The sequence below is a fragment of the Variovorax sp. AC194 genome, assembly GCF_979257995.1.
Genome location: NZ_OZ409823.1, coordinates 6576215 through 6598664, shown reverse-complemented (window position 1 = coordinate 6598664; position 22450 = coordinate 6576215). Strand labels below are relative to the sequence as shown.

At 69.0% G+C, this 22450-nt stretch carries 18 protein-coding genes and 1 pseudogene; 14 read left to right on the top strand and 5 right to left on the bottom strand.

The features are described from left to right. Nucleotide 1 precedes the first annotated feature (1 nt). From ACZYRS_RS31080 to ACZYRS_RS31070, 3 genes are read left to right on the top strand one after another with little or no spacing between them, the layout of a single operon-like run. Nucleotides 2-1549, top strand: coding sequence for an FGGY family carbohydrate kinase (locus ACZYRS_RS31080; RefSeq protein WP_463422277.1), 1548 nt, complete (start codon nt 2-4; stop codon nt 1547-1549). Beyond that, a complete protein-coding gene (locus tag ACZYRS_RS31075) occupies nt 1546-3306 on the top strand; it encodes a glycerol-3-phosphate dehydrogenase/oxidase (RefSeq protein WP_463422276.1) in 1761 nt (586 codons plus the stop codon). The genes ACZYRS_RS31080 and ACZYRS_RS31075 overlap by 4 nt, the downstream gene beginning before the upstream one ends. A gap of 23 nt (nt 3307-3329) precedes the next feature. Then, complete coding sequence (locus tag ACZYRS_RS31070) at nt 3330-4070, top strand: GntR family transcriptional regulator (protein ID WP_233101868.1); 741 nt, start codon at nt 3330-3332, stop codon at nt 4068-4070. A gap of 10 nt (nt 4071-4080) precedes the next feature. Here the strand turns inward: ACZYRS_RS31070 and ACZYRS_RS31065 are convergent, their stop codons facing one another. From ACZYRS_RS31065 to ACZYRS_RS31055, 3 genes are read right to left on the bottom strand one after another with little or no spacing between them, the layout of a single operon-like run. Continuing rightward, nucleotides 4081-4974 (bottom strand): DMT family transporter, encoded by an 894-nt coding sequence (locus ACZYRS_RS31065; protein ID WP_463422275.1) that lies wholly within the window; start codon nt 4972-4974, stop codon nt 4081-4083. A 15-nt stretch (nt 4975-4989) separates the two neighbouring features. Beyond that, a complete protein-coding gene (uvrA, locus tag ACZYRS_RS31060; protein ID WP_198787072.1) occupies nt 4990-8106 on the bottom strand; it encodes an excinuclease ABC subunit UvrA in 3117 nt (1038 codons plus the stop codon). An 18-nt stretch (nt 8107-8124) separates the two neighbouring features. Continuing rightward, a complete protein-coding gene (locus ACZYRS_RS31055) occupies nt 8125-9504 on the bottom strand; it encodes a chloride channel protein (RefSeq protein ID WP_463422274.1) in 1380 nt (459 codons plus the stop codon). 116 nt (nt 9505-9620) lie between these two features. Here ACZYRS_RS31055 and ssb point away from each other — a divergent pair, with 116 nt between their 5' ends. Together ssb and ACZYRS_RS31045 are read left to right on the top strand one after the other, a co-directional pair. Next, entirely contained in the window at nt 9621-10184 is a 564-nt protein-coding gene (ssb, locus tag ACZYRS_RS31050) for a single-stranded DNA-binding protein (RefSeq protein ID WP_463422273.1), read from the top strand. Between the two features lie 120 nt (nt 10185-10304). Continuing rightward, nucleotides 10305-12293: a sensor histidine kinase gene (locus ACZYRS_RS31045; protein WP_198787079.1), complete on the top strand. Its 1989-nt coding sequence runs from the start codon at nt 10305-10307 to the stop codon at nt 12291-12293. 9 nt (nt 12294-12302) lie between these two features. Here the strand turns inward: ACZYRS_RS31045 and ACZYRS_RS31040 are convergent, their stop codons facing one another. Both ACZYRS_RS31040 and ACZYRS_RS31035 read right to left on the bottom strand, forming a co-directional pair. After that, nucleotides 12303-12719 carry a GFA family protein gene (locus ACZYRS_RS31040; RefSeq protein ID WP_463422272.1) on the bottom strand — a complete coding sequence of 139 codons (417 nt, stop codon included), beginning with the start codon at nt 12717-12719 and terminating at the stop codon, nt 12303-12305. A gap of 27 nt (nt 12720-12746) precedes the next feature. Beyond that, a complete protein-coding gene (locus ACZYRS_RS31035; RefSeq protein ID WP_198787081.1) occupies nt 12747-13460 on the bottom strand; it encodes a YebC/PmpR family DNA-binding transcriptional regulator in 714 nt (237 codons plus the stop codon). A gap of 136 nt (nt 13461-13596) precedes the next feature. Here ACZYRS_RS31035 and ACZYRS_RS31030 point away from each other — a divergent pair, with 136 nt between their 5' ends. From ACZYRS_RS31030 to ACZYRS_RS30990, 9 genes and pseudogenes are all read left to right on the top strand, one after another. Continuing rightward, nucleotides 13597-14436: an isocitrate lyase/PEP mutase family protein gene (locus tag ACZYRS_RS31030; protein WP_463422271.1), complete on the top strand. Its 840-nt coding sequence runs from the start codon at nt 13597-13599 to the stop codon at nt 14434-14436. 82 nt (nt 14437-14518) lie between these two features. Continuing rightward, nucleotides 14519-16015 carry a Crp/Fnr family transcriptional regulator gene (locus ACZYRS_RS31025; RefSeq protein ID WP_463422270.1) on the top strand — a complete coding sequence of 499 codons (1497 nt, stop codon included), beginning with the start codon at nt 14519-14521 and terminating at the stop codon, nt 16013-16015. A 154-nt stretch (nt 16016-16169) separates the two neighbouring features. Beyond that, on the top strand, nt 16170-16889 hold the full coding sequence (locus ACZYRS_RS31020) for a Crp/Fnr family transcriptional regulator (RefSeq protein WP_463422269.1): 720 nt from the start codon (nt 16170-16172) through the stop codon (nt 16887-16889). A 420-nt stretch (nt 16890-17309) separates the two neighbouring features. Continuing rightward, nucleotides 17310-18152, top strand: a complete 843-nt coding sequence (locus ACZYRS_RS31015) for a winged helix-turn-helix domain-containing protein (RefSeq protein WP_463422268.1) — start codon at nt 17310-17312, stop codon at nt 18150-18152. A 139-nt stretch (nt 18153-18291) separates the two neighbouring features. Beyond that, a pseudogene (locus tag ACZYRS_RS31010) lies at nt 18292-19578 on the top strand (ESPR-type extended signal peptide-containing protein); the annotation flags it as partial. A 12-nt stretch (nt 19579-19590) separates the two neighbouring features. After that, a complete protein-coding gene (locus ACZYRS_RS31005; protein ID WP_463422563.1) occupies nt 19591-20274 on the top strand; it encodes a YadA-like family protein in 684 nt (227 codons plus the stop codon). A 215-nt stretch (nt 20275-20489) separates the two neighbouring features. Beyond that, the gene (locus ACZYRS_RS31000; protein WP_463422267.1) at nt 20490-21230 is read left to right on the top strand and encodes an energy-coupling factor ABC transporter ATP-binding protein; all 741 of its coding nucleotides are present in this window, start codon (nt 20490-20492) and stop codon (nt 21228-21230) included. After that, nucleotides 21223-21816, top strand: a complete 594-nt coding sequence (locus ACZYRS_RS30995; RefSeq protein ID WP_463422266.1) for an energy-coupling factor transporter transmembrane component T family protein — start codon at nt 21223-21225, stop codon at nt 21814-21816. The genes ACZYRS_RS31000 and ACZYRS_RS30995 overlap by 8 nt, the downstream gene beginning before the upstream one ends. Before the next feature lie 51 nt (nt 21817-21867). Next, the gene (locus ACZYRS_RS30990; protein WP_463422265.1) at nt 21868-22446 is read left to right on the top strand and encodes a biotin transporter BioY; all 579 of its coding nucleotides are present in this window, start codon (nt 21868-21870) and stop codon (nt 22444-22446) included. Nucleotides 22447-22450: the final 4 nt, after the last annotated feature.

Here is a 22450-nt window from a genome sequence, read left to right as displayed (position 1 = left end):
CATGATGCCAAACATACTGATCGGCGTGGACATGGGCTCGAGCAGCCTGAAAGCCCTGGCCCTCGAAGCCGGAAGCGGCCGCGCCGTGGCCCTGTCCCGCATGCCTTTGCCGCACGACCGGCTCGCCGGCGGCGGCTGCGAAGTGCGCGCCGCGGCCATCCGCGCCGCGCTCACCCACGTGCTGCGCGACGTGGCCCACCAGCTCGGGCCGCGCGCCGCAGAAGTCCGCGCCATGGCCTGCACCGGCCACGGCGCCGGCCTCTATGCGCTCGATGCGAACAACGAACTGGTCGGCGGCCGCGCGGTGGCATCGACCGACCAGCGCGCCGACGCCCGCGCACGGACATTGGCCAGGAGCCAGGGCGCGCGGCTCTTCGAGGACGTGGGCTGCGGTCCGTGGCCCGGCCAGCCGACGGTGATCGCCGCCGAGCTGCTGGGCGCCGATGCCGTGCAGCGCGGCGAACTGCGCCGCCTCCTCTTCGCGAAGGACTACCTGGGCTTCCTGCTCACCGGCGAGATCGCCACCGACGCCAGCGACGCGAGCACCGCCGGCCTCGTGTCGCTCGCCGCGGGCGGCTGGTCGCAGATCGCCTTCGATGCCTCGGGCCTCACGGACCTGGGTGCGCACAACTTCGGCCCGATCCTGCCGAGCGGCACGGTGCTCGGCAAGCTGCGCGCCGCAGAGGCCGCGCTGTGCGGCCTGCCCGCCGGCATTCCGGTCGCGATGGGCGCCATCGACCTGCTCGCCTCGATGACGGCGATCTGCGCCGAGCGCCGCGGCCGCGCGGTGCAGGTGTTCGGCACGTGGTGCGTGAACGCGGTCATCGGACCGGTGCTCGCGCCCAAGCCCGCCGTGGCCTCCATCGTGAATTTCGGCCGCACGCACGAGCGGCTCTACATGGAGAACAGCCCGTCCTCGATGGCCAACATCGCGTGGCTCGCCGGCGTGCTCGCGCTGCCCGATGCGCGCGCGGTGGTCGACCTCGCGATGACCGTGCCGCTCGGCGCCAACGGCCTGCGCTTCGCGCCCTTCATCAATGGCGGCGGCGGCGTGACGGCGGGCTTCGTGGGCCTCAAAAGCCACCACACCCGCGCCGACATGGCACGCGCCGTGGTCGATGCCGTGGCAGCGCTGCATGTGCGCCAGACGGCGCGCCTGGCAGCCGGCGGCCTCGCGGTTTCCGCCTCGACCGTGCTGGGCGGCGGCGCGAGCGATGCGCGCCTCGTGCGCCTGCTTGCCTCGCTCCTGGGCCGCCCGGTCGAACGCTGCGCCGACGACGAGACCGGCGCGCGCGGCGCCGCGCTCTACGCGGCCCTGTCGCAGGGCCTGGACGACGCGGCCGAAGGCAGCGCGCTGCTCGCGCCGTGCGACCTCATCGAACCCGATGCAAGGGACGCGCGCGCCCATGCGGATTTCAACGCCGATTTCAACGAACTGATCGACAGCATGTCACCTGTATTCACCCACATCGCGGGCGGTGCGCAGAGCGCCGCACGGCCGCCCGAAGGCGCTCGCACCGCAGCGCGCAGCGCGGAGGTTTCTTCGTGAGCGCATGGCAACTTCCCTTCGTGCGTCCGGCCTCTTTGGCGGACCGCCATTTTTCGACCGTGATCGTCGGTGCCGGCATCAATGGCGTCGGCGTTTTTCGTGATCTTTCATTGCAGCGCGTGGATTGCCTCATCGTCGACAAGGGCGACTTCGGCGCGGGCGCCAGCAGCGCGCCTTCGCGCATGATCCATGGCGGCCTGCGCTACCTGGAGAACGGCAGCTTCTCGCTCGTGGCCGAGGCCACGCGCGAGCGCAACCTGCTGCTGCGCAACGCGCCGCACCTCGTGCGCCCGCTCAAGACGGTGGTGCCGCTCGCGAACTTCTTCGGCGGCCTCATGAGCAGCGCGCTCAAGTTCTTCGGCCGCACGCCGCCGCAGCGCACGCGCGGCCTCCTGGCGGTAGCGCTGGGCCTGCGGCTCTACGACATCCTGGGCCGCCGCCAGCGCGTGATGCCGGGGCACCGCATCAGCCGCGTGCCCACGAACGACCGCAGCCTCTTTCGCGCGGCGATCCGCTGGACCGCGACCTTCTTCGATGCGTGGATCAGCCATCCCGAATGGCTCATCCTCGAACTCATCGGCGACGCCTGCCGCGACCAGCCGCGCTCGGCCGCCGCCAACTACTGCCGCGTGATGGGCTGCGCGGGCAACATCCTCACACTGCGCGACGAGCTCACCGGCGCATTGGTGCGCGTGACGGCCGACACCGTGGTGAACGCCACCGGCGCGTGGCTGGACCGCAGCGCCGCGGTGCTCGGCGGCGCGGGTCCGCGCGTGATGGGCACCAAGGGCTCGCACCTCGTGCTCGACCATCCCGCGCTGCGCGATGCGCTGGACGGCCGCATGGCGTATTTCGAGGCGGTCGACGGGCGCGTGTGCATCGTCTATCCGTTCCTGGACCGCGTGCTCGTGGGCTCGACCGACATCCCGGTGGAAGACCCCGACCAGATCGTCACCGAGCCCGCCGAGGTCGACTACCTCATCGACGTGTTGCGCGAGGTGTTCCCCAACATGGCCTTCGGCCGCGACAACGTGGTCTACACCTACGTCGGCGTGCGGCCGCTCGCGCGCTCCGATGCCGACAAGCCGGGCCAGATTTCGCGCGACCACTCGGTGGTGATCGATCCGCCGAACGCGACGCGCGACATTCCCATCGTCGGCCTCGTGGGCGGCAAGTGGACCACCTTCCGCTCGCTCGCCGAAGAGGCGACCACCGAGGTGCTGCAGCTCTTGGGGCGCTCGCGCACCGCATCGACCGAGCTGCTGCCCATCGGCGGCGGCGCGGACCTGCCGGCCGACGCGGCCGCGACCGAACGCTTCATCGAGAAGATGACGGCCTCGGGCATGGGCCGTACGCGCGCGCTCACGCTGCTCGCGCGCTACGGCTCCAAGGCGCTGCCGCTCGCGCAGCGCCTCGTGGCTTCGGGCGACGTGCCGTTGCAACACGCGCCCGATTACTCGGCCGCCGAGCTCTCGTACCTGTGCCTGGAAACCGGCGTGGTGCACCTGGACGACCTCGTCATCCGCCGCACGCTGCTGGCGATTCGCGGCCTCGTCACCGACGCCGCATTGGCCGAAATCTCGGGCATCGCGGCCGAGGCGCTGGGCTGGGACACAGACCGCGCACACAAGGAACTGAGCGCCTGCGCGACCGCCCTGCGCGAGCGCCACAACGTGCGCCTGCAGGCCGTGGCGCCCGACGTGGAACCCTCATTCGATGCATCATTGATGGCCAGCTCCGCCCTCGGCCAGTCCTAAAAGTGAACAGTCCCAACGACAACATGTCGACCGTGCTCGACCGCAACTCCGAGTCCCCGCTGTGGGCCCAGTTCCGCGATGCGATCCGCCTGCAGATCCTGCAGGGCGTGCTGCCCATCGGCGCCAAGCTGCCGTCCGAAGCCGAGCTGGGCGACCAGTTCGGCATCTCGCGCATCGTGGTGCGCGAGGCCCTGGCCGACCTGGTGCGCAACAACCTCATCTACAAGATCAAGGGCCGGGGTGCCTTTGTGTCGGCGCGCGAGCGCGACGAGGATTTCGTCTCCACCGTGCTGGGCTTTTCCGACGAAATGGAGCGCAAGGGCCGCTCGGTGCGCACGCAGATCCTCACGCAGGAACTGCGCGCGCCCACCGAGCAGGAGGCCGCGTCGCTGGGGCTCACCGAGCCCGAGGCACTGGTCGTGGCGCTCAAGCGCCTTCGCAGTGTCGATGGCGAACTGCGCCTCCTGGTCGAGACGGTGGTGCCCGCGGACCTCGCGCCCGGGCTGCACCGCACGCGGCTGGATGACCGCTCGCTCTACGACGTGCTGCGCCGCCAGTACGGCCTGCGCCTGGTGCGCGCCGAGCGCTGGATCGATGCGGTGCTGCCCGATGCCGCGACCTGCAAGCTGCTCGACCTGCCGCAGCCCGAGCCGCTCTTGCGCATCGAGTCGATCGCCTACGGCGCGAACGGCCGGCCGCTGGAGCACTACCGCGCGCTGCACCGCTGCAAGGAAAGCCGCCTGCACGTGCAGACGACGACCTGAGGTTTCTGCGTCAGGCCTTGGCGGTGTTGCTGCGCGAAGGCCACAGCACCGAGGCGATGGCCACCATCATCAGCGCGACCGCGACCCAGTCCTGCCAGTGCACGACCTCGCCGAGCCACACCGCGCCGCTGAACACGCCGAGCACGGGAATGAACATCACGCTCAAGGTCGAAGCCACCGGCGGCAGCCCGCGCGCGAGGTAGAACCACGCGGCATGCGCGAAGCCGAAGATCAGCACCGCGTTGTAGAGGATCGACCCCCAGGTCACCGGACCCGGCCATTGCCACGGGCCGCGCTCGAAGAGCAGCGAGAGCACCGTCATCACAACGGCCGTCATCGCGGTCATCCAGAACGAGAGCGTGAGCGTCGGCAGACCGATGCGCGTGTGGCGCAGGAGCTGCGTGCCCAGCGCCCATGTCGCCGCGGCCACCAGCGCCAGGGCCACGTAGCCGGGGCGCCCCGCGAGGTCGGTGAGCTCGTGCCAAAGCAGGAGGCCAACGCCGACCGCGCAGGCGCCCACGCCGATCCATGAACGCCGCGTGAGCACCGCCGAGAACAGCACCGCGCCGATCACCGCCGAGAACACCGGCATCGTGTATCCCAGGATCGCCGCGCGCCCGCCCGACAGCGCCTTCACCGCAAGGATGATGCAGGCGTGCCACACGAACATGTTGGTCGCGCCCAGCCACACCAGCTCGGGCCAGGCGCTGCGCGGCACGCGGAACGGCACCTTCATCCACACCAGCGCGAGGCCCAGCACCGGCAGGCCCAGCCAGATCGAGATCGCGCGGAACGCGAGCGGCGGATAGTCGGCCACGCCCAGCTTCATCACCGGCCAGTTGAACCCCCATGCGAGGGTCAGGAGGACGAGCAGGACGAACTGGCGCGGGGTGAAGGAAGGCATGAACAGGCCTGGGGCTTACAGCAGGCGCTTGAGGTACCGCCCCGTGTGGCTCGCCGCGTTCGCCGCGATGTCCTCGGGCGTGCCTTCGCCCACCACCGTGCCGCCGCCCGCGCCGCCTTCGGGGCCCATGTCGATGAGCCAGTCGGCCGTCTTGATGACGTCCAGGTTGTGCTCGATCACGACGATCGTGTTGCCCGCGTCGCGCAGCTGGTGCAGCACCTTCAGCAGCAACTCGATGTCGGCGAAGTGCAGGCCCGTGGTCGGCTCGTCCAGGATGTAGAGCGTGCGGCCCGTGTCGCGCTTGCTCAGTTCGAGCGCGAGCTTCACGCGCTGCGCCTCGCCGCCCGAGAGCGTGGTGGCCGACTGGCCGAGCTTGATGTACGAGAGGCCCACGTCCAGCAGCGTGCGCAGCTTGCGCTCGATGGTCGGCACGGCCTTCAGGAACTCGTGCGCGGTCTCCACCGTCATCTCCAGGATCTGCGCGATGTTCCGGCCCTTGTACTGGACCTCGAGCGTCTCGCGGTTGTAGCGCTGGCCGTGGCACACCTCGCAGGGCACGTACACGTCGGGCAGGAAGTGCATCTCGACCTTCACCACGCCGTCGCCCTGGCAGGCCTCGCAGCGGCCGCCCGCCACGTTGAAGCTGAAGCGGCCCGGGCCGTAGCCGCGCTCGCGCGCGGTGTTGGTCTCGGCCATCAGTTCGCGGATGGGCGTGAACAGGCCCGTGTAGGTCGCCGGATTGCTGCGCGGCGTGCGGCCGATGGGGCTCTGGTCGACGTTGATGACCTTGTCGAAATACTCGATGCCCTCGATCGACTCGTGCGCGGCCGGCTCCTCGTGCGCGCGGTACAGCGTGCGGGCCACGGCGGTGTAGAGCGTGTCGTTCACCAGCGTCGATTTGCCCGAACCCGAGACGCCGGTCACGCAGGTCAGAAGGCCCACCGGGAAGGCGACGCTCACGTTCTTCAGGTTGTTGCCGGTGGCGCCGATCACGCGGATTTCCTGCAGGTCGGTCTGCGAGGCGATGTGGGCCGCTTCGCGCGCGGCGCGCCGTTCGGCGGCGGGGCTCTGCGGAAAGCGCGAGGGCTTCTTGCCTTCGTTGAAGGCCGGCTTCTTCACCACCGGCAGCCACGCGGTGCGGTGCCTGGGCACCTCGATCTTCTTGGTGCCCGAGAGGTACTGGCCGGTGAGCGAATCGGGGTTGGCCGACACCTCGGCATAGGTGCCCTGCGCCATCACGCGGCCGCCGTGCACGCCCGCGCCGGGGCCCATGTCGATCACGTGGTCGGCGGCGTGGATCATGTCCTCGTCGTGCTCGACCACGATCACGCTGTTGCCGATGTCGCGCAGGTGCTTGAGCGTGCCGATGAGCCGGTCGTTGTCGCGCTGGTGCAGGCCGATGCTGGGCTCGTCGAGCACATACATCACGCCCGTGAGCCCCGAGCCGATCTGCGAGGCCAGGCGGATGCGCTGCGCCTCGCCGCCCGAGAGCGTCTCGGCGCTGCGGTCCAGGCTCAGGTAGTTGAGGCCCACGTCGTTGAGGAATTTCAGCCGCAGGCCGATCTCGCGCACCACCTTGTCGGCGATGTCGGCCTTGGCGCCCCGCAGCTTGAGCGTCTGGAACCACGCGAGCGAATCGCGCAGCGTGAGGTGGCTCAGCTCGAAGATCGCCATGCGCGGTGGCTCGCCGCCATCCGCCGGGCGGGCCGACTCGTCCACCAGGAACACGTTGCGCGCTTCACGCCGAAGCCGCGAGCCGCCGCAATCGGGGCAGGGCTGGAGGTTGCGAAAGCGCGCGAGGTCTTCGCGCACCAGCACCGAATCGGTCTCGCGGTAGCGCCGCGTCATGTTGGGGATGATCCCCTCGAAGGGGTGCTTCTTCGTGAGCTTCTTGCCCGCGAAGTTGCCCGACTCCATGGTGTAGTTGAACTTGATCTCTTCGGCCGCCGAGCCGTTGAGCAGCACCTGCTGTACCGACGCGGGCAGCGATTCGAAGGGCGCGTCCACGTCGAACTTGTAGTGCTTGGCGACGCTCTCGATCATGCTGAAGTAATAGCCGTTGCGGCGGTCCCAGCCCTTGATGGCGCCGCTGGCGATCGAGAGCGACGGGAAGGCCACCACGCGCGCCGGATCGAACACCTCGCGGTGGCCGAGGCCGTCGCAGCTGGGGCACGCGCCCACGGGCGAGTTGAACGAGAAGAGGCGCGGCTCGAGTTCCGACAGCGAGTAATGGCAGATCGGGCAGGCGAACTTGGCGTTGAACAGGTGTTCCTTGTCGGCTGCGCCTTCGGCGCCCAGCTCCAGCGCGATGGCGCGGCCTTCGGCCAGGCGCAGCGCCGCCTCGAAGCTCTCGGCCAGGCGCTGCTGCATGTCGGGGCGTGCGCGCAGGCGGTCGATGACCACGTCGATGTCGTGCTTCTCGGTCTTCTTGAGCTTGGGAAGGTCGTTGTATTCGTAGGTCTGCCCGTCGACGCGAAAGCGCACGTAGCCCGCGGCCTGCATCTCGGCGAAGAGCTCCAGGAACTCGCCCTTCTTCTCGCGCGCCACGGGCGCAAGGATCAGCAGGCGCGGCTCGTCGGGAATGGCCAGCGTCGCATCGACCATCTGCGAGACCGTCTGCGCCTGCAGCGGCAGGTGGTGGTCGGGGCAGTAGGGCGTGCCGGCGCGGGCATACAGGAGGCGCAGGTAGTCGTGGATCTCGGTCACCGTGCCCACGGTGGAGCGCGGGTTGTGGCTGGTGGCCTTCTGCTCGATGCTGATCGCGGGCGAGAGGCCCTCGATCACGTCCACATCGGGCTTGTCCATGAGCTGCAAAAACTGCCGCGCATAGGCCGAGAGGCTCTCCACGTAGCGCCGCTGCCCCTCGGCATACAGCGTGTCGAACGCCAGGCTCGACTTGCCCGAGCCCGACAGGCCGGTGATCACCACCAGCTTGTTGCGCGGGATGTCCAGGTCGACGTTCTTCAGGTTGTGGGTGCGCGCACCGCGGATGCTGATGCGCTGCTGCGCCAGCACCGCGCCGAGGTAGGTGTCGCGTTCGAGTTGCGCGTCGCGTGCGCTTTCCTCGTGGGCGGCGATGTCTTCAGTGGCTTTGGAATTCAAGGGGGCGATCGTCCGAGGGCAACCGGACATGATAGACCGCCGCGGATTTCATGGCGAGCGGGCGGTTTCCGGCGGTGCGGGCGTGGGGGCTTCCGCCAGCGGATGCACCGGCTCGCTGCTGCCGATCGCCTTGCCCACCATATGCTCGGCCAGCGTGTCGTACAGCGGGCGGCTGATCATCCGCGAGACCAGGCTGGCCAGCATCGCCGCGGCCATGAGGCTGAGCACCATCGAGTGGCCGTCGACCATCTCCATGACGATGATGAACGCGGTGAGCGGCGCCTGCGTCACCGCGGCCAGGAAGCCGGCCATGCCCATGGCGATGAGCGCCGGCCCCAGGTCGCTGCTGGCCAGGCGCGCCACCGCGTCGCCGATGCCCGCGCCGATCGACAGCGACGGCGCGAAGATGCCGCCCGGCACGCCGCACCAGGCCGTGAGCCAGGTGGCGACGAATTTCAGCACCGTGTAGAGCGGCGTGAGCTCGTCGTGGCCCTGCAGCATCTGCTTGACCGCCTCCGAGCCCGCGCCGAAGGTGACGCCGCCCGTCGCGAGGCCGATGACGGCCACCGCCAGCCCCCCGCAAGCCGCGAAGCGCACCGGAAAGCGCGCCCGCCAGCGGTTCAGGCGCCCGGGCGCCCCGGTCAGCGAAGCGATCAGCAGCCGGGCGAACAGCCCGCCGGCCGCGCCGCTCAGCACGGTGACCAGGAGGCCCGGCCAGAGCGCGTCCCAGCCGAGATGAGGCACCCGGATCACGCCGAAATAGCTGGTATTGCCGAAGGCCGACACCGCCACCAGGCCCGCGAGCACGATGGCCGTGATGATGAGCCCGCTGGAGCGCGCCTCCAGCCGGCCCGACAGCTCCTCGATGGCGAACACCACGCCCGCCAGCGGTGCATTGAAGGCGGCTGCGATGCCGGCCGCCCCGCCGGCCACCAGCAGCGCGCGGCCGTCGATGGTGGTGTGGGGCGAAAGCCAGCGCCGCGCGTGCTGCATCACGCCTGCCGCGACCTGCACCGACGGCCCTTCGCGCCCGATCGACAGGCCCGCCGCGAAGCCCGCGACGCCCAGCCCGATCTTGGCGACCGTGAGCCGCAGCGACGCGAAGACGAAGCGCCGCTCCTCGGGCAGCGCCGGGTGCAGCGCCGCCTTGATCTGCGGAATGCCCGAGCCGCCCGCGCCGGGGAAAAAGCGCAGCGTGAACCACACGATGGCCGCGGTGATGAGCGGCGTGGTCAGCAGCACCGCCCAGGGCCAGGCGCGGTAGAAGCGATGGAACTGGCCGAAGACCCAGTCGCTCGCAAAGGTGAAGCCCACCACGAAGAGCCCGGCCGCGATGGCGTAGCCCAGCACGATGGCCCGGTCCAGCCAGACGCGGCCGCCGCGCAACTCGGCGCGCAGATGCTCGAAAAAGTCAGGTTCTCGGTTCATCGGTGCGGTCCATTCTGGCATCCGGGCGCGATGGCGCAGGCTCCGGCCGGCTGCCTTGGGGCACAATCTCCGGTTCTTTTTCCTCCTCCTTCATCTACTTATCAGGGGCAGTGCATATGGCATCGGTCAATAAAGTCATCGTCGTCGGCAATCTGGGGCGCGACCCCGAAATGCGTACCTTCCCGAGCGGCGACCAGGTCGCGAACGTCACAGTGGCCACCACCGATCGCTGGAAAGACAAGCAAAGCGGCGAAATGCGCGAAGCCACCGAATGGCACCGCATCGTCTTCAACGGCCGCCTGGCCGAAATCGCCGGCCAGTACCTGCGCAAGGGCTCGCAGGTCTACGTCGAAGGAAGCCTGCGCACGCGCAAGTGGACCGACAAGGACGGCATCGAAAAATACACCACCGAAATCCGCGCCGACCAGATGCAGATGCTGGGCAGCCGCCAGGGCCAGGGCGGCCCGTCGGGCGGTCCGGAAGACGACGGCGGTTATTCGCAAGGCGGCGGCGGTGGCGGTGGCTACTCGCAGGGCGGCAACGGCGGTGGTGGCGGCGGCGGCGGCTACGCCCCTCGCGCGCCCGCAGCGGCACCTCGCGCACCCTCGGCCGCGCCGCGCCAGGCACCGGCCAAGTCGTCGTCGGGCTTCGACGACATGGACGACGACATCCCGTTCTGATCCGAACGTCTCCCCTTGCATGACCGAAGCCGCAGCATCGCCGCTTCGGACATGCGTTCTGCCCGGGGCCTCCGCGCCCCCCGGCAATGCCCTGAACCCCGCCCCGCAGCCCGCACCCCGATGAACATCCCCCTGGTGCGCCAGCTGCATGCGTGGTTCTTCGAAGGCCTCTCGAAATACCGCGCCGCGCCGCTCTGGGCCAACGTGGTGCTGGCCGTCTCGCTCGCCTTGCTGGCGGTCATGATCGTCTTCTTCGGCGGATCGTCCGGCGCACCGGGCGCCGCGGCCACGCAGATCACCCGCGCCGACTGGCAGACCACCGAGGCGCCGGGCTTTCGCGAGCCCTCGCTCACCATGGACAGCCGCGCGCTGCCCGATGCCTGGCACCCCGCCGAGCTGCCGCTCTCGCCGCCCATCGAGCTGCTGCGCCAGGCCGATGGCCGCGTCTCCGACAGCGCCACGCGCACCACCTGGCTGCGCGTGGCCGTGCGCGAACTGCCCACGCATGCCGGCCCGCTCGCGCTGTACGGCGTGCGCATCAAGACCGACGGCACCATCGCGGTGTACGCCGACGGCCGGCTGGTCCACCGCGCGCAGGAGAACGGGCCGCTGTGGAACAGCACCCGCACGCCGCTGTGGGTGGTGATCGAGAAGACGCCCGACGCGGTGCCGCTGAAAGAAATCCTCATCCGCCTGGAGCACACGCGCCATGCGCAGGTGGCGGTGTCGCCGCTCTGGCTCGGGCCGGTCGATGCGCTCAAAGACCGCTACAGCAAGCGCCTGTGGTTCCAGCAGGACCTGCCGGCCATGCTCGGCGCGGCCTTCATGGCCGTGGGCCTGTTCGCGCTGTTCGTGTGGTTCCGGCGCCGGCATGAAACGGGCTATCTGCTCTTCTTCAACCTCGCGACCACGTCGTTCCTGCGCAGCCTGCACTTCTACGTGGGCCTGCCGGTGGCCAACGACTGGTTCGCCTGGCTCACGGTCAATTCGCTGTTCTGGCTGGTCGCGGTGGTGCACTTCGCGCTGCGGCAGCTGCACGGCCGGCCGCTCAAGTGGCTGACATTTGGCGTCGTCGGGTGGACCGTGCTCACCGGCGTGCTGACGCTGCCGGGCCTGGGCATCCTCACGAACACGCCGCAGGTCACGCCGCTCATCTACGTCGGCGCGGCCTTCATGGGCGGTGCCGTGGCGCTGGTGGGCGGCATCAGCGCCTGGCGCCGCTCCAACGAGGGGCGGCTGGTGGCGGTGGGCATCGGCGTGTGCGTGCTGCTGGGCCTGTCGGACTGGTTGCTGCAGAACAACTTCGTGAGCCCCGAGGGCTGGTACCTGGGCGCCTACACCAACGCGGTCACCTTCAGCGTCTTCGGCACGCTGATGTACCGGCGCTACGTCAACGCCATCGCCGAGGTGGAGCTGGTCAACGCGAGCCTGGCCGAGCGGCTGCGCTCGCGCGAGGCCGAGCTCGACGAAAGCCACCGGCGCCTGCGCGAAGTGGAGCGGCGCCAGACCATCGGCGACGAGCGCCAGCGCCTGATGCAGGACATGCACGACGGCCTGGGCTCCTCGCTCATCAGCGCGATCCGCTCGGTGGAGAACGGGCGCCTCACCAGCGAGAAGGTGTCGCACATCCTGAAGAGCTGCCTGGACGACCTGAAGCTCACCATCGATTCGATGGAGCCGCTGGAGGAAGACCTGCTGCTCCTGCTGGCCACGCTGCGCTATCGCCTGGGCGCGCGGCTGGAGAGTTCCGGCGTCGCGCTGCGGTGGGAGGTGCAGGAGATCCCGCCGATCGAGTGGCTCGACCCGACCAGCGCGTTGCACATCCTGCGCATCGTGCAGGAGAGCATCGCCAACATCCTGCGCCACACCCGCGCCACCGAGATCCGCGTGGCCACCGTGCCCGAGGGCGAGGGCGTGCGCGTGAACATCCAGGACAACGGCCAGGGCTTCGACGTGGACAAGGCGATGGCCGAGGCCGGCGGGCGCGGCATGCAGAACCAGCTGCGCCGCGCGCAAGCCATCGGCGGGGGCGTCAGCTGGCGCTCGGGGCCGGACGGCACGCTGTTCACGCTGTGGCTGCCCCTGCAGCGCAAGCCGCGCAAGGCCTGAAGCCCGCGCTCAGCCGGCGTCTGCGTGCCCCTGGTGCCGGGGCAGGTCGTCGTGGATGGCGAACCACGGCGCCTTCGAGCCGACGAAGATGTGCGCGCTGGGCCGGATCGACGGATCGTCCACCAGCGTGCCCAGCGTGACGTGCACGAACAGGCCGTCGCGCACCACCGAATAAAGGAACGAGCCGCACTTGCCGCAGTGGATGTCGCCGGCGTCCGGCTCGCCATGGATCAGCAGCTGGTCGTCGCCTTGCGTGAGGGCCAGCTTGTGCCGCTCGATGCCGGCAAAGGGCTTGAAGGCCGAGCCCGTCGCGCGGCGGCAGTCCGCGCAGTGGCAGTTCAACGCATAGGTGAATTCGTCGGCCACCGTGTAGTGGACGGCGCCGCACAGGCACCGGCCGGCGAGGTTGCGGGCGGGGTGCGTCACCGAGGCCTTCCGCAAGCGGTAAGGGCCTCAGCCCGCGAGGCCGACAAAAACGTTCTGCACATCGTCGTTCGCGTCGATGGCCGCGAGGAACACTTCGACTTCCTCCAGATCCTCGGCGCTCAGGCTCGCCGGATCGACCGGGTTCTTCGGCTTGTAGCCCAGCTTGGCCGACAGCACCGTGAAGCCCTGCGCCGGCAGCGCGCGGCTCACGAGGTCCAGGTCGGTCGGGTCGGTCAGGAACACGGTGGCGTTGCTCTCGCCGGCGGGCTCGAAGTCCTGCGCGCCGGCTTCGATGGCGGCGACCTCGGGGTCGGCCGTGGCGTTCGCGGGCTCCGCCTCGATCATGCCGACGTGGTCGAAATCCCACGACACCGAGCCCGACGTGCCCAGCTGCCCCTTGCGGAACAGCACGCGCATTTCAGGCGCGGTGCGATTCACGTTGTCGGTGAGGCACTCGACCATCACCGGCACGCGGTGCGGCGCAAAGCCTTCGTAGATGACGTGCTCGAAATGCACCGCCTCGCCCGTCAAGCCCGCGCCCTTCTTGATGGCTCGGTCCAGCGTGTCCTTGGGCATCGAGACCTTGCGGGCCTGCTCCACCACCAGCCGCAGGCGCGAATTGGAGGCCGGGTCGGCGCCGTTGCGCGCGGCCATCATGATTTCCTTGGCCAGTTTTCCGAAGAGGCGGCCCTTGGCATTGGCGGCCAGGTCCTTGTGCTTTGCTTTCCACTGTGCGCCCATGGCTGATGTTCCTTCGATTCGGGGCGACTACTGTAGCCGCAGCGCGAGGGGCGGCCGCAGTTTTCTCCAAGTTCCGGAGGCGGGGCGCCGCTACGCTGGACTCATTCCCTCCACTCATCGACACAGACGACGCACCATGCCCTCCACCGAAACAAGACAACGGCAAACCGAAACCTTTCACGGGCTGCACACCGGCCCCGATCCGCTGGTGCTCGTGAACTCGTGGGACGCGGTCAGCGCGCGCATCGTCGAGCGCGCCGGGGCGACGGCCATCGCCACCACCAGCGCGGGCATCGCCTGGGCGCTCGGCTACGCGGACGGCGAGCGCATGCCCGTCGATGAAATGCTCGCGGCCACCGCGCGCATCTGCCGCGTGAGCCGCGTGCCGGTCACCGTCGACATCGAGCGCGGCTTCGGCGACAGCACCGGGGCGGTGTGCGACGTGGTGCGCGCGCTCATCGACATGGGCGCGGTGGGCATCAATATCGAAGACGGCACGCTCCCCGGCACGCGGGACCTCGCGCCGCCGGAGATCCTGTGCGAGCGCATCGAAGCGCTGCGCCGGCTCGATGCGCGCTTTTTCATCAATGCGCGCACCGACACCTATTTCGTCGCCAACGACGATCCCGCCGCCCGCTACGAAGACACGCTGCGCCGCGCGCGGCTCTATGCGGCAGCGGGCGCCGACGGCATCTTCGTGCCGGGCATGGCGAGCCTTGCGGAAATCGCGGGCCTCGCGGCCGCGGTGCCGCTGCCCGTGAACGTCTATGCCGGCACCACGCAGGCGCCGCCGGTGCAGGTGCTCGCGGATGCCGGCGCGCGCCGCATCAGCCTGGGCTGCGGGCCGTTGCAGTCCGCGCTCGGCTTGCTCGGTCGCATCGCCGGGGAGGCCTTCGATGCAGGGCAATTCCGCGCGATGGGCGAGGGCATGCTCGCGGCGGGCGAGGTCAACGCGCTCTTTTCCGCGCTGTCCTGATCGGTTGCCGAAACCTAGAATCCCGGGAGCGTTCGAAACGCACCAAGCGCAAGGGGAGCCGGTTGGCGAAACGAAAGGGCTCATGGATTCGCCACACAGCACGCGCGACGACTCCGCGCTCATCCGCCAGGCACTGGGCACCACCGAAGCCTTCGCCGCCTGGCCTGCGGCATTGCTGGACAGGCTGCTGCGCGTGGCCTGGCTGCGCACCTGCGCACGCGGCGAGCTGGTCTACAGCGAGGCCGTGGGCGAACCCGTGGTCCTGCTCGTGGTGTCCGGCCATCTGTTGATGAGCCGCCTGGCCGCCGGCGGTCCGGGCGTGCCCATGTCCCTCATGGGGCCCGGAACGCTCATCGGCGTGCCGCGCGCGCTCGACGCCAAGGGCGAGGCGCGCTGCATCTACGGTGCGCACGGCGACGCGGTGATCGCCGGTCTGCCCGCGCGGGAAATGCTCGACGTGCTGGACGCCGAGCCTTCGCTCTGGAAGAACCTGACCCTCATGCTGCTGCGCCAGCACCGCCAGATGCTCACGGCCATGATCGACCAGCTCGGCGGCAGCCTGCGCCGGCGGCTGGCCGCCACCATCGCCCGCCTTGCGCAGGTCTACGGCGTGGACGGCGCCGCGATGACGCTGCGGCTGCGCCTCTCGCAGGAAGACATGGCCGGCCTGCTGCAGGTCTCGCGCGGCGCCATCAACAGGGAACTGCGCGCGATCGAGGCGCTGGGGCTCCTGCGCGCCGACTACGGCACCGTGACCGTGCGCGACCTGCCCGCGCTGCTCGCGCTCGGCGGCATCGCCAGCCGGCCCGCGCCCTTCGAGCCGGAAAGCCAGCCGGGCCATGCGCCGGCCGACGTCGCGCTCATGCGCCAGGGCCTGGCGCTCGTCGCGCGCTTCGCCGCGTGGCCGCCCGCGGCCATCGAGGCGCTGTTGGCCTCGGCGCAGCTGGGCCGCTATCGGCGCGGCGCGCGCGTGCGCATCGAAAGGAGCGACGGCGAGCCCGAGGCGCTGGTCGTGCTCTCGGGCCACCTGCTGGCCAGCCGCGTGCACGCGGACGGGTCGTACACGCCGGTGTTCGTTTTCCATCCCGGCCTGGTCGCCAACATGTACAAGGTGCTGGATTCGCAGCACCACCTGCACGACATGTACGAGGCGCTCGACGAGCTCGTCGTGGTGCACCTGGGGGGACGCGCGATCGTGGAGCGGCTCGATGCGCAGCCCGCGCTCTGGCGGGCCATGGCGCCCCCGCTGCTGCTGGGCGCGCGCGCCGTCGGCAGGACCCTGATGGACTACCAGACCGGCAGCACCCGCCAGCGCCTGGCCGCCACCATCGCCCGGCTGGCGCAGCTGTACGGCGCGGGCGACGGCAGCCCCGGCTTGCGGCTCGCGCTCTCGCAGGACGACCTGGCGACCATGCTGCAGGTCTCGCGCCAGTCCATCAACCGCGAGATGCGCGTGCTCGAAGCGCAGGGGCTCGTGGGGAGCGAATACGGCGCGGTCAGCGTTCACCAGCTTGCGGCCCTGCGGCAATTGGGGATGCAGGGGCAGGACGAACAGGGCGCACAGGAAGCGCAACCCTGAATTTTCAATCGTTATTAAGTTACGAATTCAACTCGATTAAATTGCCCGCCGGCCAATCCGCAGTGAATTGCGGATTGAAATTAAATGTTGGCGATCATTTTCAAAGCAATTCAATTCCGAATTCATGAAATGAACCGCCGCACAGGGTGGCATCGTGAATTCGTCGGAAAAATCCGCGCAGGACATGGCGCTCCTGCTCCAGGGGCTGGGCACCGTTCAGGCATTTGCGCCATGGTCGGCCGCCGCGCTGCGGGAATTGCTGCAATCGGCCCGTCTGGGCCGGTATGACCGGGGGGCATCGGTCCATCGCGAAGGCCGTGGCGGGCCCGAAGCGCTGGTGGTGCTGTCGGGCTACCTGATGATGGGTTGGTCCGGGCCCGCCGGCGAGCCCCTGTCGCTCACGCTGGTCGGGCCGGGTACGCTGGCGGGCATCGGCGAACCCGAATTGCATGACGAAACCCGCTATGCGTACCGCGCGCACGACGACGGCACGCTCGTCGCGCACCTGCCGGCCCCGCTCCTGCTCGGCATTCTCGATGCGGAGCCGTCGCTCTGGAAGGGCATGGCGCCCTTCCTGCTGAGGCAGCAGCGGGCAGTGCTCACCACTCTCCTGCACCAGCTGAGCGGCCCGGTGCGCCAGCGCCTGGCGGCCACGCTAACCCGGTTCTCGCAGATCCTGGGCGGCAGCGACACCACCCGGATGCTGCGCCTGCGCCTGTCGCAGGAAGACCTCGCGGCCATGTTGCAGGTCACGCGCCAGTCCATCAACCGCGAGATGCGCGCCTTCGAGCAGCGCGGGCTCCTCAGCGCCGAGTACGGCAGCGTGATCGTGCGCAACCTCGCCGCGCTGCGCGCGCTGGGGCGCGGCGCCTGAGCGCCTGTGGCGGTTTTGCCGCCTGGAATTGATGGCGAATGTGCATTTATTTGCACGATGCAAATCTCATTGCCCTCAATTGTCGCGAACATCACTTTTCAATGGAATTGAGTTGAAAGCGGGATTGCCAATTCCGGAGTGTGCAATTGTTTGCACTCGCCGCAATTGCTTCTCGGGTAATGTCTTAAACATTACTTTCCGAGCCATTTAGCGCTCGCTCGTTGGGCAATGCCCTTCTAAAGTCCGCCCCGGATCGCAATGACACCGGGTCAGCGCTCCATTCCGGCGCCATGGGAATGATTTCTGAATTGGCGCAATTCGTTATTTGCTCTTTCAAAGGGCAATCCATCGGTAGACACGGCATCCCCGGGTGCCCAATTTCTGGAGTAAACAATGAATGGAACACGGGCGCCATCTTCCGTGGCCCTTGTCGACAGCGCCGAGGTCCAGCGCCTGGGCTTGGCCACCCGGCTGGAGCGGCGGGGCTACTGCCCGATGCTGTTTGCCGGCGTGTCCGAACTGCTGGCCGCGCTGGCCAGCGGCCGGCAATTCGAGGCCCTGCTGCTGGTGGACGACGGCACCGCGGCCTGGGGCCGCCTCTCGGCGGTGTGCAGCGTGCTCGGCATGCCGGCGCTGCTCCTGACCTACGAAGCCCGCTGGCGCACCCGCACCGAGCTCGACCACGACGTGCTGCTGGCGCCGCTCTTCGACTTCGCGACCTCCGACAGCACCGACATCGAACTGGACGCGCGCCTGCGCAACCTGATCCAGCGCGCCCGCGCCAACGCCAACGGACGCCGCTACGCCCAGGTCCACGAAACCACCATCGGCGGCTACGAGTTCCTCGAAGGCCCGCAGATCGTGGTGCACAAGGGGCGCGAAATCATGCTGCAGCCGCGCCAGTTCGAACTGGCGCTCGAACTCTTTCGCAACGTCGGCCGGCTCGTTACGCGCGAGTGGCTGTGGAACTCGTTCTGGGGCCCGGTGCTGCCGCGCGAAGGCGTGCGCGCCCTGGACGTGTGCGTGGCCAACGTGCGCCGCAAGCTCGATCTGCGGCCCGAAAACGGCTTCACGCTGCGCGCTGTCTACAAGCGCGGCTACCAGCTGCGCACAACGCCGCCGCGCGTCCGCACCGATGCGGGGCTGGCGCCGGCGACTGCATCCAGGCCGCCGGGTTTCGCACGCGCCGATGGCGCCCTCAACGGACTGGCCCTCGGGCCGGCCGCTCCGCTCGGCCCGGACATGGGCCTGCAGCTTTCCTGACGCTCGAGGCGAATTGAACCGAACCGAACCGTCGGCGCATCCGCGCCGCACGCGCGATCGAGGCTGTGGGGAGGGGCCCTCGATCCGTTTTTTTGTCCATCCCCCCCGTCGTTAGTTAGTTTTAAAACTGTTGACCAACATGAATAAATCACATCGCTCGGTATGGAATGAATCGCTCGGCGCCTGGGTGGCCGCTTCCGAAACCACCAAGGCGCGCGGCAAGCGCAGCAAGTCCGCCCGGCTGGTGGCCGCCACGTTCGCGGGCCTGGTTCTGGCGGGTGCCTCGATGGGAAGTGCTTTTGCGGAGGATGCTCCTGCGGCAGAGGAAACGGCTGCCGCGGCACAGGATGCTCCGGCGTCCGAAGACACGGCTGCCACCACGCAGGAGCGGCCTTTTGATCGCCTTGAGGGGGGTAGTTTGCGAGAAGACAGGCAACGCCTCATAGAACAAACTGTTCCGACTGCTTACAGCGCGGACCGTCAATTTGAAGAAAACCGGGCAGCAGCGCTTGCAACAAAAGATGGCCCGGCACAAGTGAAGGCTCAGTCTGCTCCCCGTGCGGCAACTATGTCCGCCACCGCATCCGGCATTTTTGCTGCATCTTTGAACAACGGCAGTTCGGCCTTCGGCGCTGGCACCCTGGCTGCTGGTTACGCATCTACTGCTCTGGGGGCTTACAGCTTGGCCAAGAGTGAGTCTTCCACGGCAGTGGGCGATAGCGCCGAGGCCCAAGGCTTTGCATCGACTGTCGTTGGCACCTATAGCTTGGCTATGGGCGATCTAGCTTCGGCTTTCGGTATGCGCGCAAAGGGCGATGGAGAGCGCGCTATGGCGCTCGGGTCCGAGGCTGCCGCGGTCGGACTCGCATCCACGGCCGTTGGCGATCAAGCGTTCGCAAATGGAGAGGGCACATCAGCTATTGGCGCGCAAGCTATCGCCGAGGGCGTAAGTGCTGCAGCCTTCGGTAATTTTGCAAATGCCACCGGCGACAACACGGTTGCAGTAGGTCGCGAGGCAGCTGCAACACAACAGAACGCCGTGGCTGTGGGTAACCTCGCCGAGGCTAAAGGGATGAGATCTGTGGCAATCGGCGATTCCTCCACCGCAGACGGGGAGCGTGCCGTGGCGCTGGGTAGTGCCGCAACCGCTACCGGGCTAAACGCCACGGCAATCGGCCATTCGTCAATCTCCAACGGGTCGGCTTCGTTGGCCGCTGGCTATAACTCGGGGGCTAACGGCGAAGCTGCTGCAGCCGTCGGCAGCAATGCGCTTGCCGAGGGAAAGGCCGCCGCAGCCTTCGGCTCAGACTCCTGGGCGCAGGGAGACAATGCTCTGGCCCTTGGCCAACAGTCGCTTGCGCAGGGCACTGGCGCCGTGGCATTGGGTTGGGATTCTTGGGCGAGCACGGCAGGTGGAGTGGCGCTGGGCTCGGGTTCGTTGGCCTCCCGCGCTGGCGGCGTGGCGGGCTATGTGCCCGAGGGCGCCACGGCGGCACAAAGGGCTGCCATCGCGGCAACGACCAGCACTGTCGACTTGGACGGTAATGCGGTGGGTGCGGTATCGGTCGGCGACGAGGCCGCGGGCCTCTATCGCCAGATCACCGGCGTCGCAGCCGGCTCGGCCGACACCGACGCAGCCAACATCGCGCAGCTGAAGGCCGCCGCCGAGAACGTCAAGGCCGGTGCCGTGCAGTACGCCACCAACCCCGACGGCTCGGTCAACTACAACCAGGTGACCCTGGGCAACGGCCAGGCACCGGGCGGCACGCGCATCTCGAACGTCGCGCCGGGCGTGGTGGGCACCGATGCCGTGAACGTGAACCAGCTCTCGGCCGTCTCGGCCGCGTCGGAAAACCGCTACCGCCAGTTGGACAACCACGTGCGCGACGTCGCCAAGAAGGCCTACGGCGGCGTGGCCGCCGCCATGGCGATGGAAAGCGCGCCGTACGTGCCGGGCAAGGTGTCGTACTCGGCTGCGCTGGGCCACTACCAGGGCGAATCGGCCGTGGGCGTGTCGCTGCGCAAGACCTCGGACGACGGCCAGTGGAGCATCACGGGCGGCGTGTCGGCCGCATCGTCGGGCGGCGCCGGCGTGCGCGTGGGCGTGAGCGGCGTGTTCTGAGCGTTCGCGGCTGAAGCGCCGTGCCGCAGAGCGCCCGCCGCAACGGCGGCGTGAGCGGCACAGGCAAACCACCCTGAAGGGGTCGGCAACTGCACGGGGGCGCCCCAGAGCCCCTTTGCCGTAGCCGACCCCTTTTTTCACGTCCTGCGCAGGGACGCGGACGCAATGCCCGCGCGCCTCGGGCGACGAAACGCCTGGGGTACAGTGGCGACCCCTTGCCGCAGCCCACACCCACCGATCCTCCCGTTCCGCACAGCATCCGCCTTGAATCGGTCACGCTGGTTCGCGGCGAGCAGCGCGTCTTCGACGGGCTCACGCTCAGTCTCGACGAAGCGCGCATCGGGCTCGTCGGCGACAACGGCGCGGGCAAGAGCAGCCTGTTCCGCCTGATCAGCGGGCTCGACCAGCCGCAGCACGGGCGCGTCGTGGTGCATGGGTGCGATACCCAGACGGACCGCCGCGAACTCTCGCAGCACGTCGGCCTGATGTTCCAGAACCCCGACGACCAGATCATCTTTCCCACCGTGGCCGAAGAGCTCGCGTTCAGCCTCACCGCGCGCGGCCAGACGCGGCATGCGGCGCGCGAGCGGGCGCGCGAATTCCTCGCGGAGCGCGGACTCGCGGCGTGGGCCGGCCGCGCGATCGGCGAACTCAGCCAGGGCCAGCGCCAGCAGGTGTGCCTGCTCGCGCTGCAGATCAGCCAGCCCGCGACGCTGCTGCTCGATGAACCGTTCGCGAGCCTCGACCTGCTGAGCCAGGCGCGGCTCGCGGCGCAGCTCGAAGCGACGGGGCAGCAGATCGTCGTTTCCACGCATTTGCTCGAGCACGTCCACGACTTCGAGCGCGTGCTGTGGCTCGAGCAGGGCCGGGTGCGCGCCGACGGGCCGGGCCGCGAGGTCTGCGAGGCCTATGCCGAAGACGTGCGCCGGCGCGCCGAAGCGGAGCGGCATGCGTAGCCTTTACTCGTCGCATCCGACTTGGCTGCATGCGGTGCCCGCGTGGGTCAAGCTCGCAGTGCTGTCGGTGTGCGGCACGTTGCTGGTGCTGGTCGCGCGGCCCGTGCACTTGGGCATCGCATGCGCGGTGGTGCTGCTGCTTTTCGCATCGCTCGGGCGCACCGCATGGCTGCGCAAACGGATGCTGGTGGGCATCGCGATCGGCTGCGCGCTGATCGTGGGCTTTCACTGGTTCCTCGGCACGACCGCGCTCGGCGTCGCGAGCGCGCTGCGCCTGGCGAGCGCGGCCGTGCTCGCGCTGATGCTCACGCTCACCACGCGTTTCGAAGACCTGCTGGCCGTGCTCGAAACCGTGATGCAGCCGCTGCAGCGCCTGGGCGTTCCGACCGAGCGCATCGCGCTGGGCATCGGCCTCATGCTGCGCTTTGCCGAGAATTTCTACGTGCAGTGGCAGCGATTGGACGACGCGTACCGCTCCCGCGCGGGCCACGGCGGCGGCATTCGGCTGCTGGCGCCGCTGACCATCCGCACGCTGCAGACCGCCGAGCGCGTGGCCGATGCGCTGGCCGCGCGGCTTGGGCGATAGCCCAGGCAGCGCGGCGCAGAATCCGACCACACCCCTCTCCCGAATCCCGACATGACCACCACCGGCTCCCTCACCTCGTCCCGCTCGCTCTCGTACATCGCGCTGTTCGCGGCGTTGATGGCGGTGTTCGGGCTCATCCCGAAGGTCGACCTGCCGTTCGGCGTGCCGATCACGCTGCAGTCGCTGGGCGTGATGCTGGCCGGCTGCCTGCTCGGGCCGCGGCGCGGCTTTTTCGCGATCGCGCTGTTCCTGCTCGCGGTGGCGCTCGGTCTGCCGCTGCTGCCGGGCGGTCGCGGCGGGTTGGCGGTGTTCGTCGCGCCGGCCGGAGGCTTTCTGTTCGGCTGGATGTTCGGCGCTTTCGTGTGCGGGCTCCTGATGCGCCGCATGGCCGGCGCCACGGGCAAGGGGCTGCTGGCCGCGGCGTTCTTCGCGTCGATGGTCGGCGGGATCGTGGTGGTCTATGCGTTCGGCATCGTGGGGCTCTCGCTGATCGCCCACATGTCGCTCTCGCAGGCGGCGCTCGCGATGCTGGTGTTCATTCCGGGCGACCTCATCAAGTGCGGCATCTGCGCGATGCTCGTGCAGACGGTGATGCGCGGCATGCCGAGCTGGCGGCTCGATCGCGACTGATCGC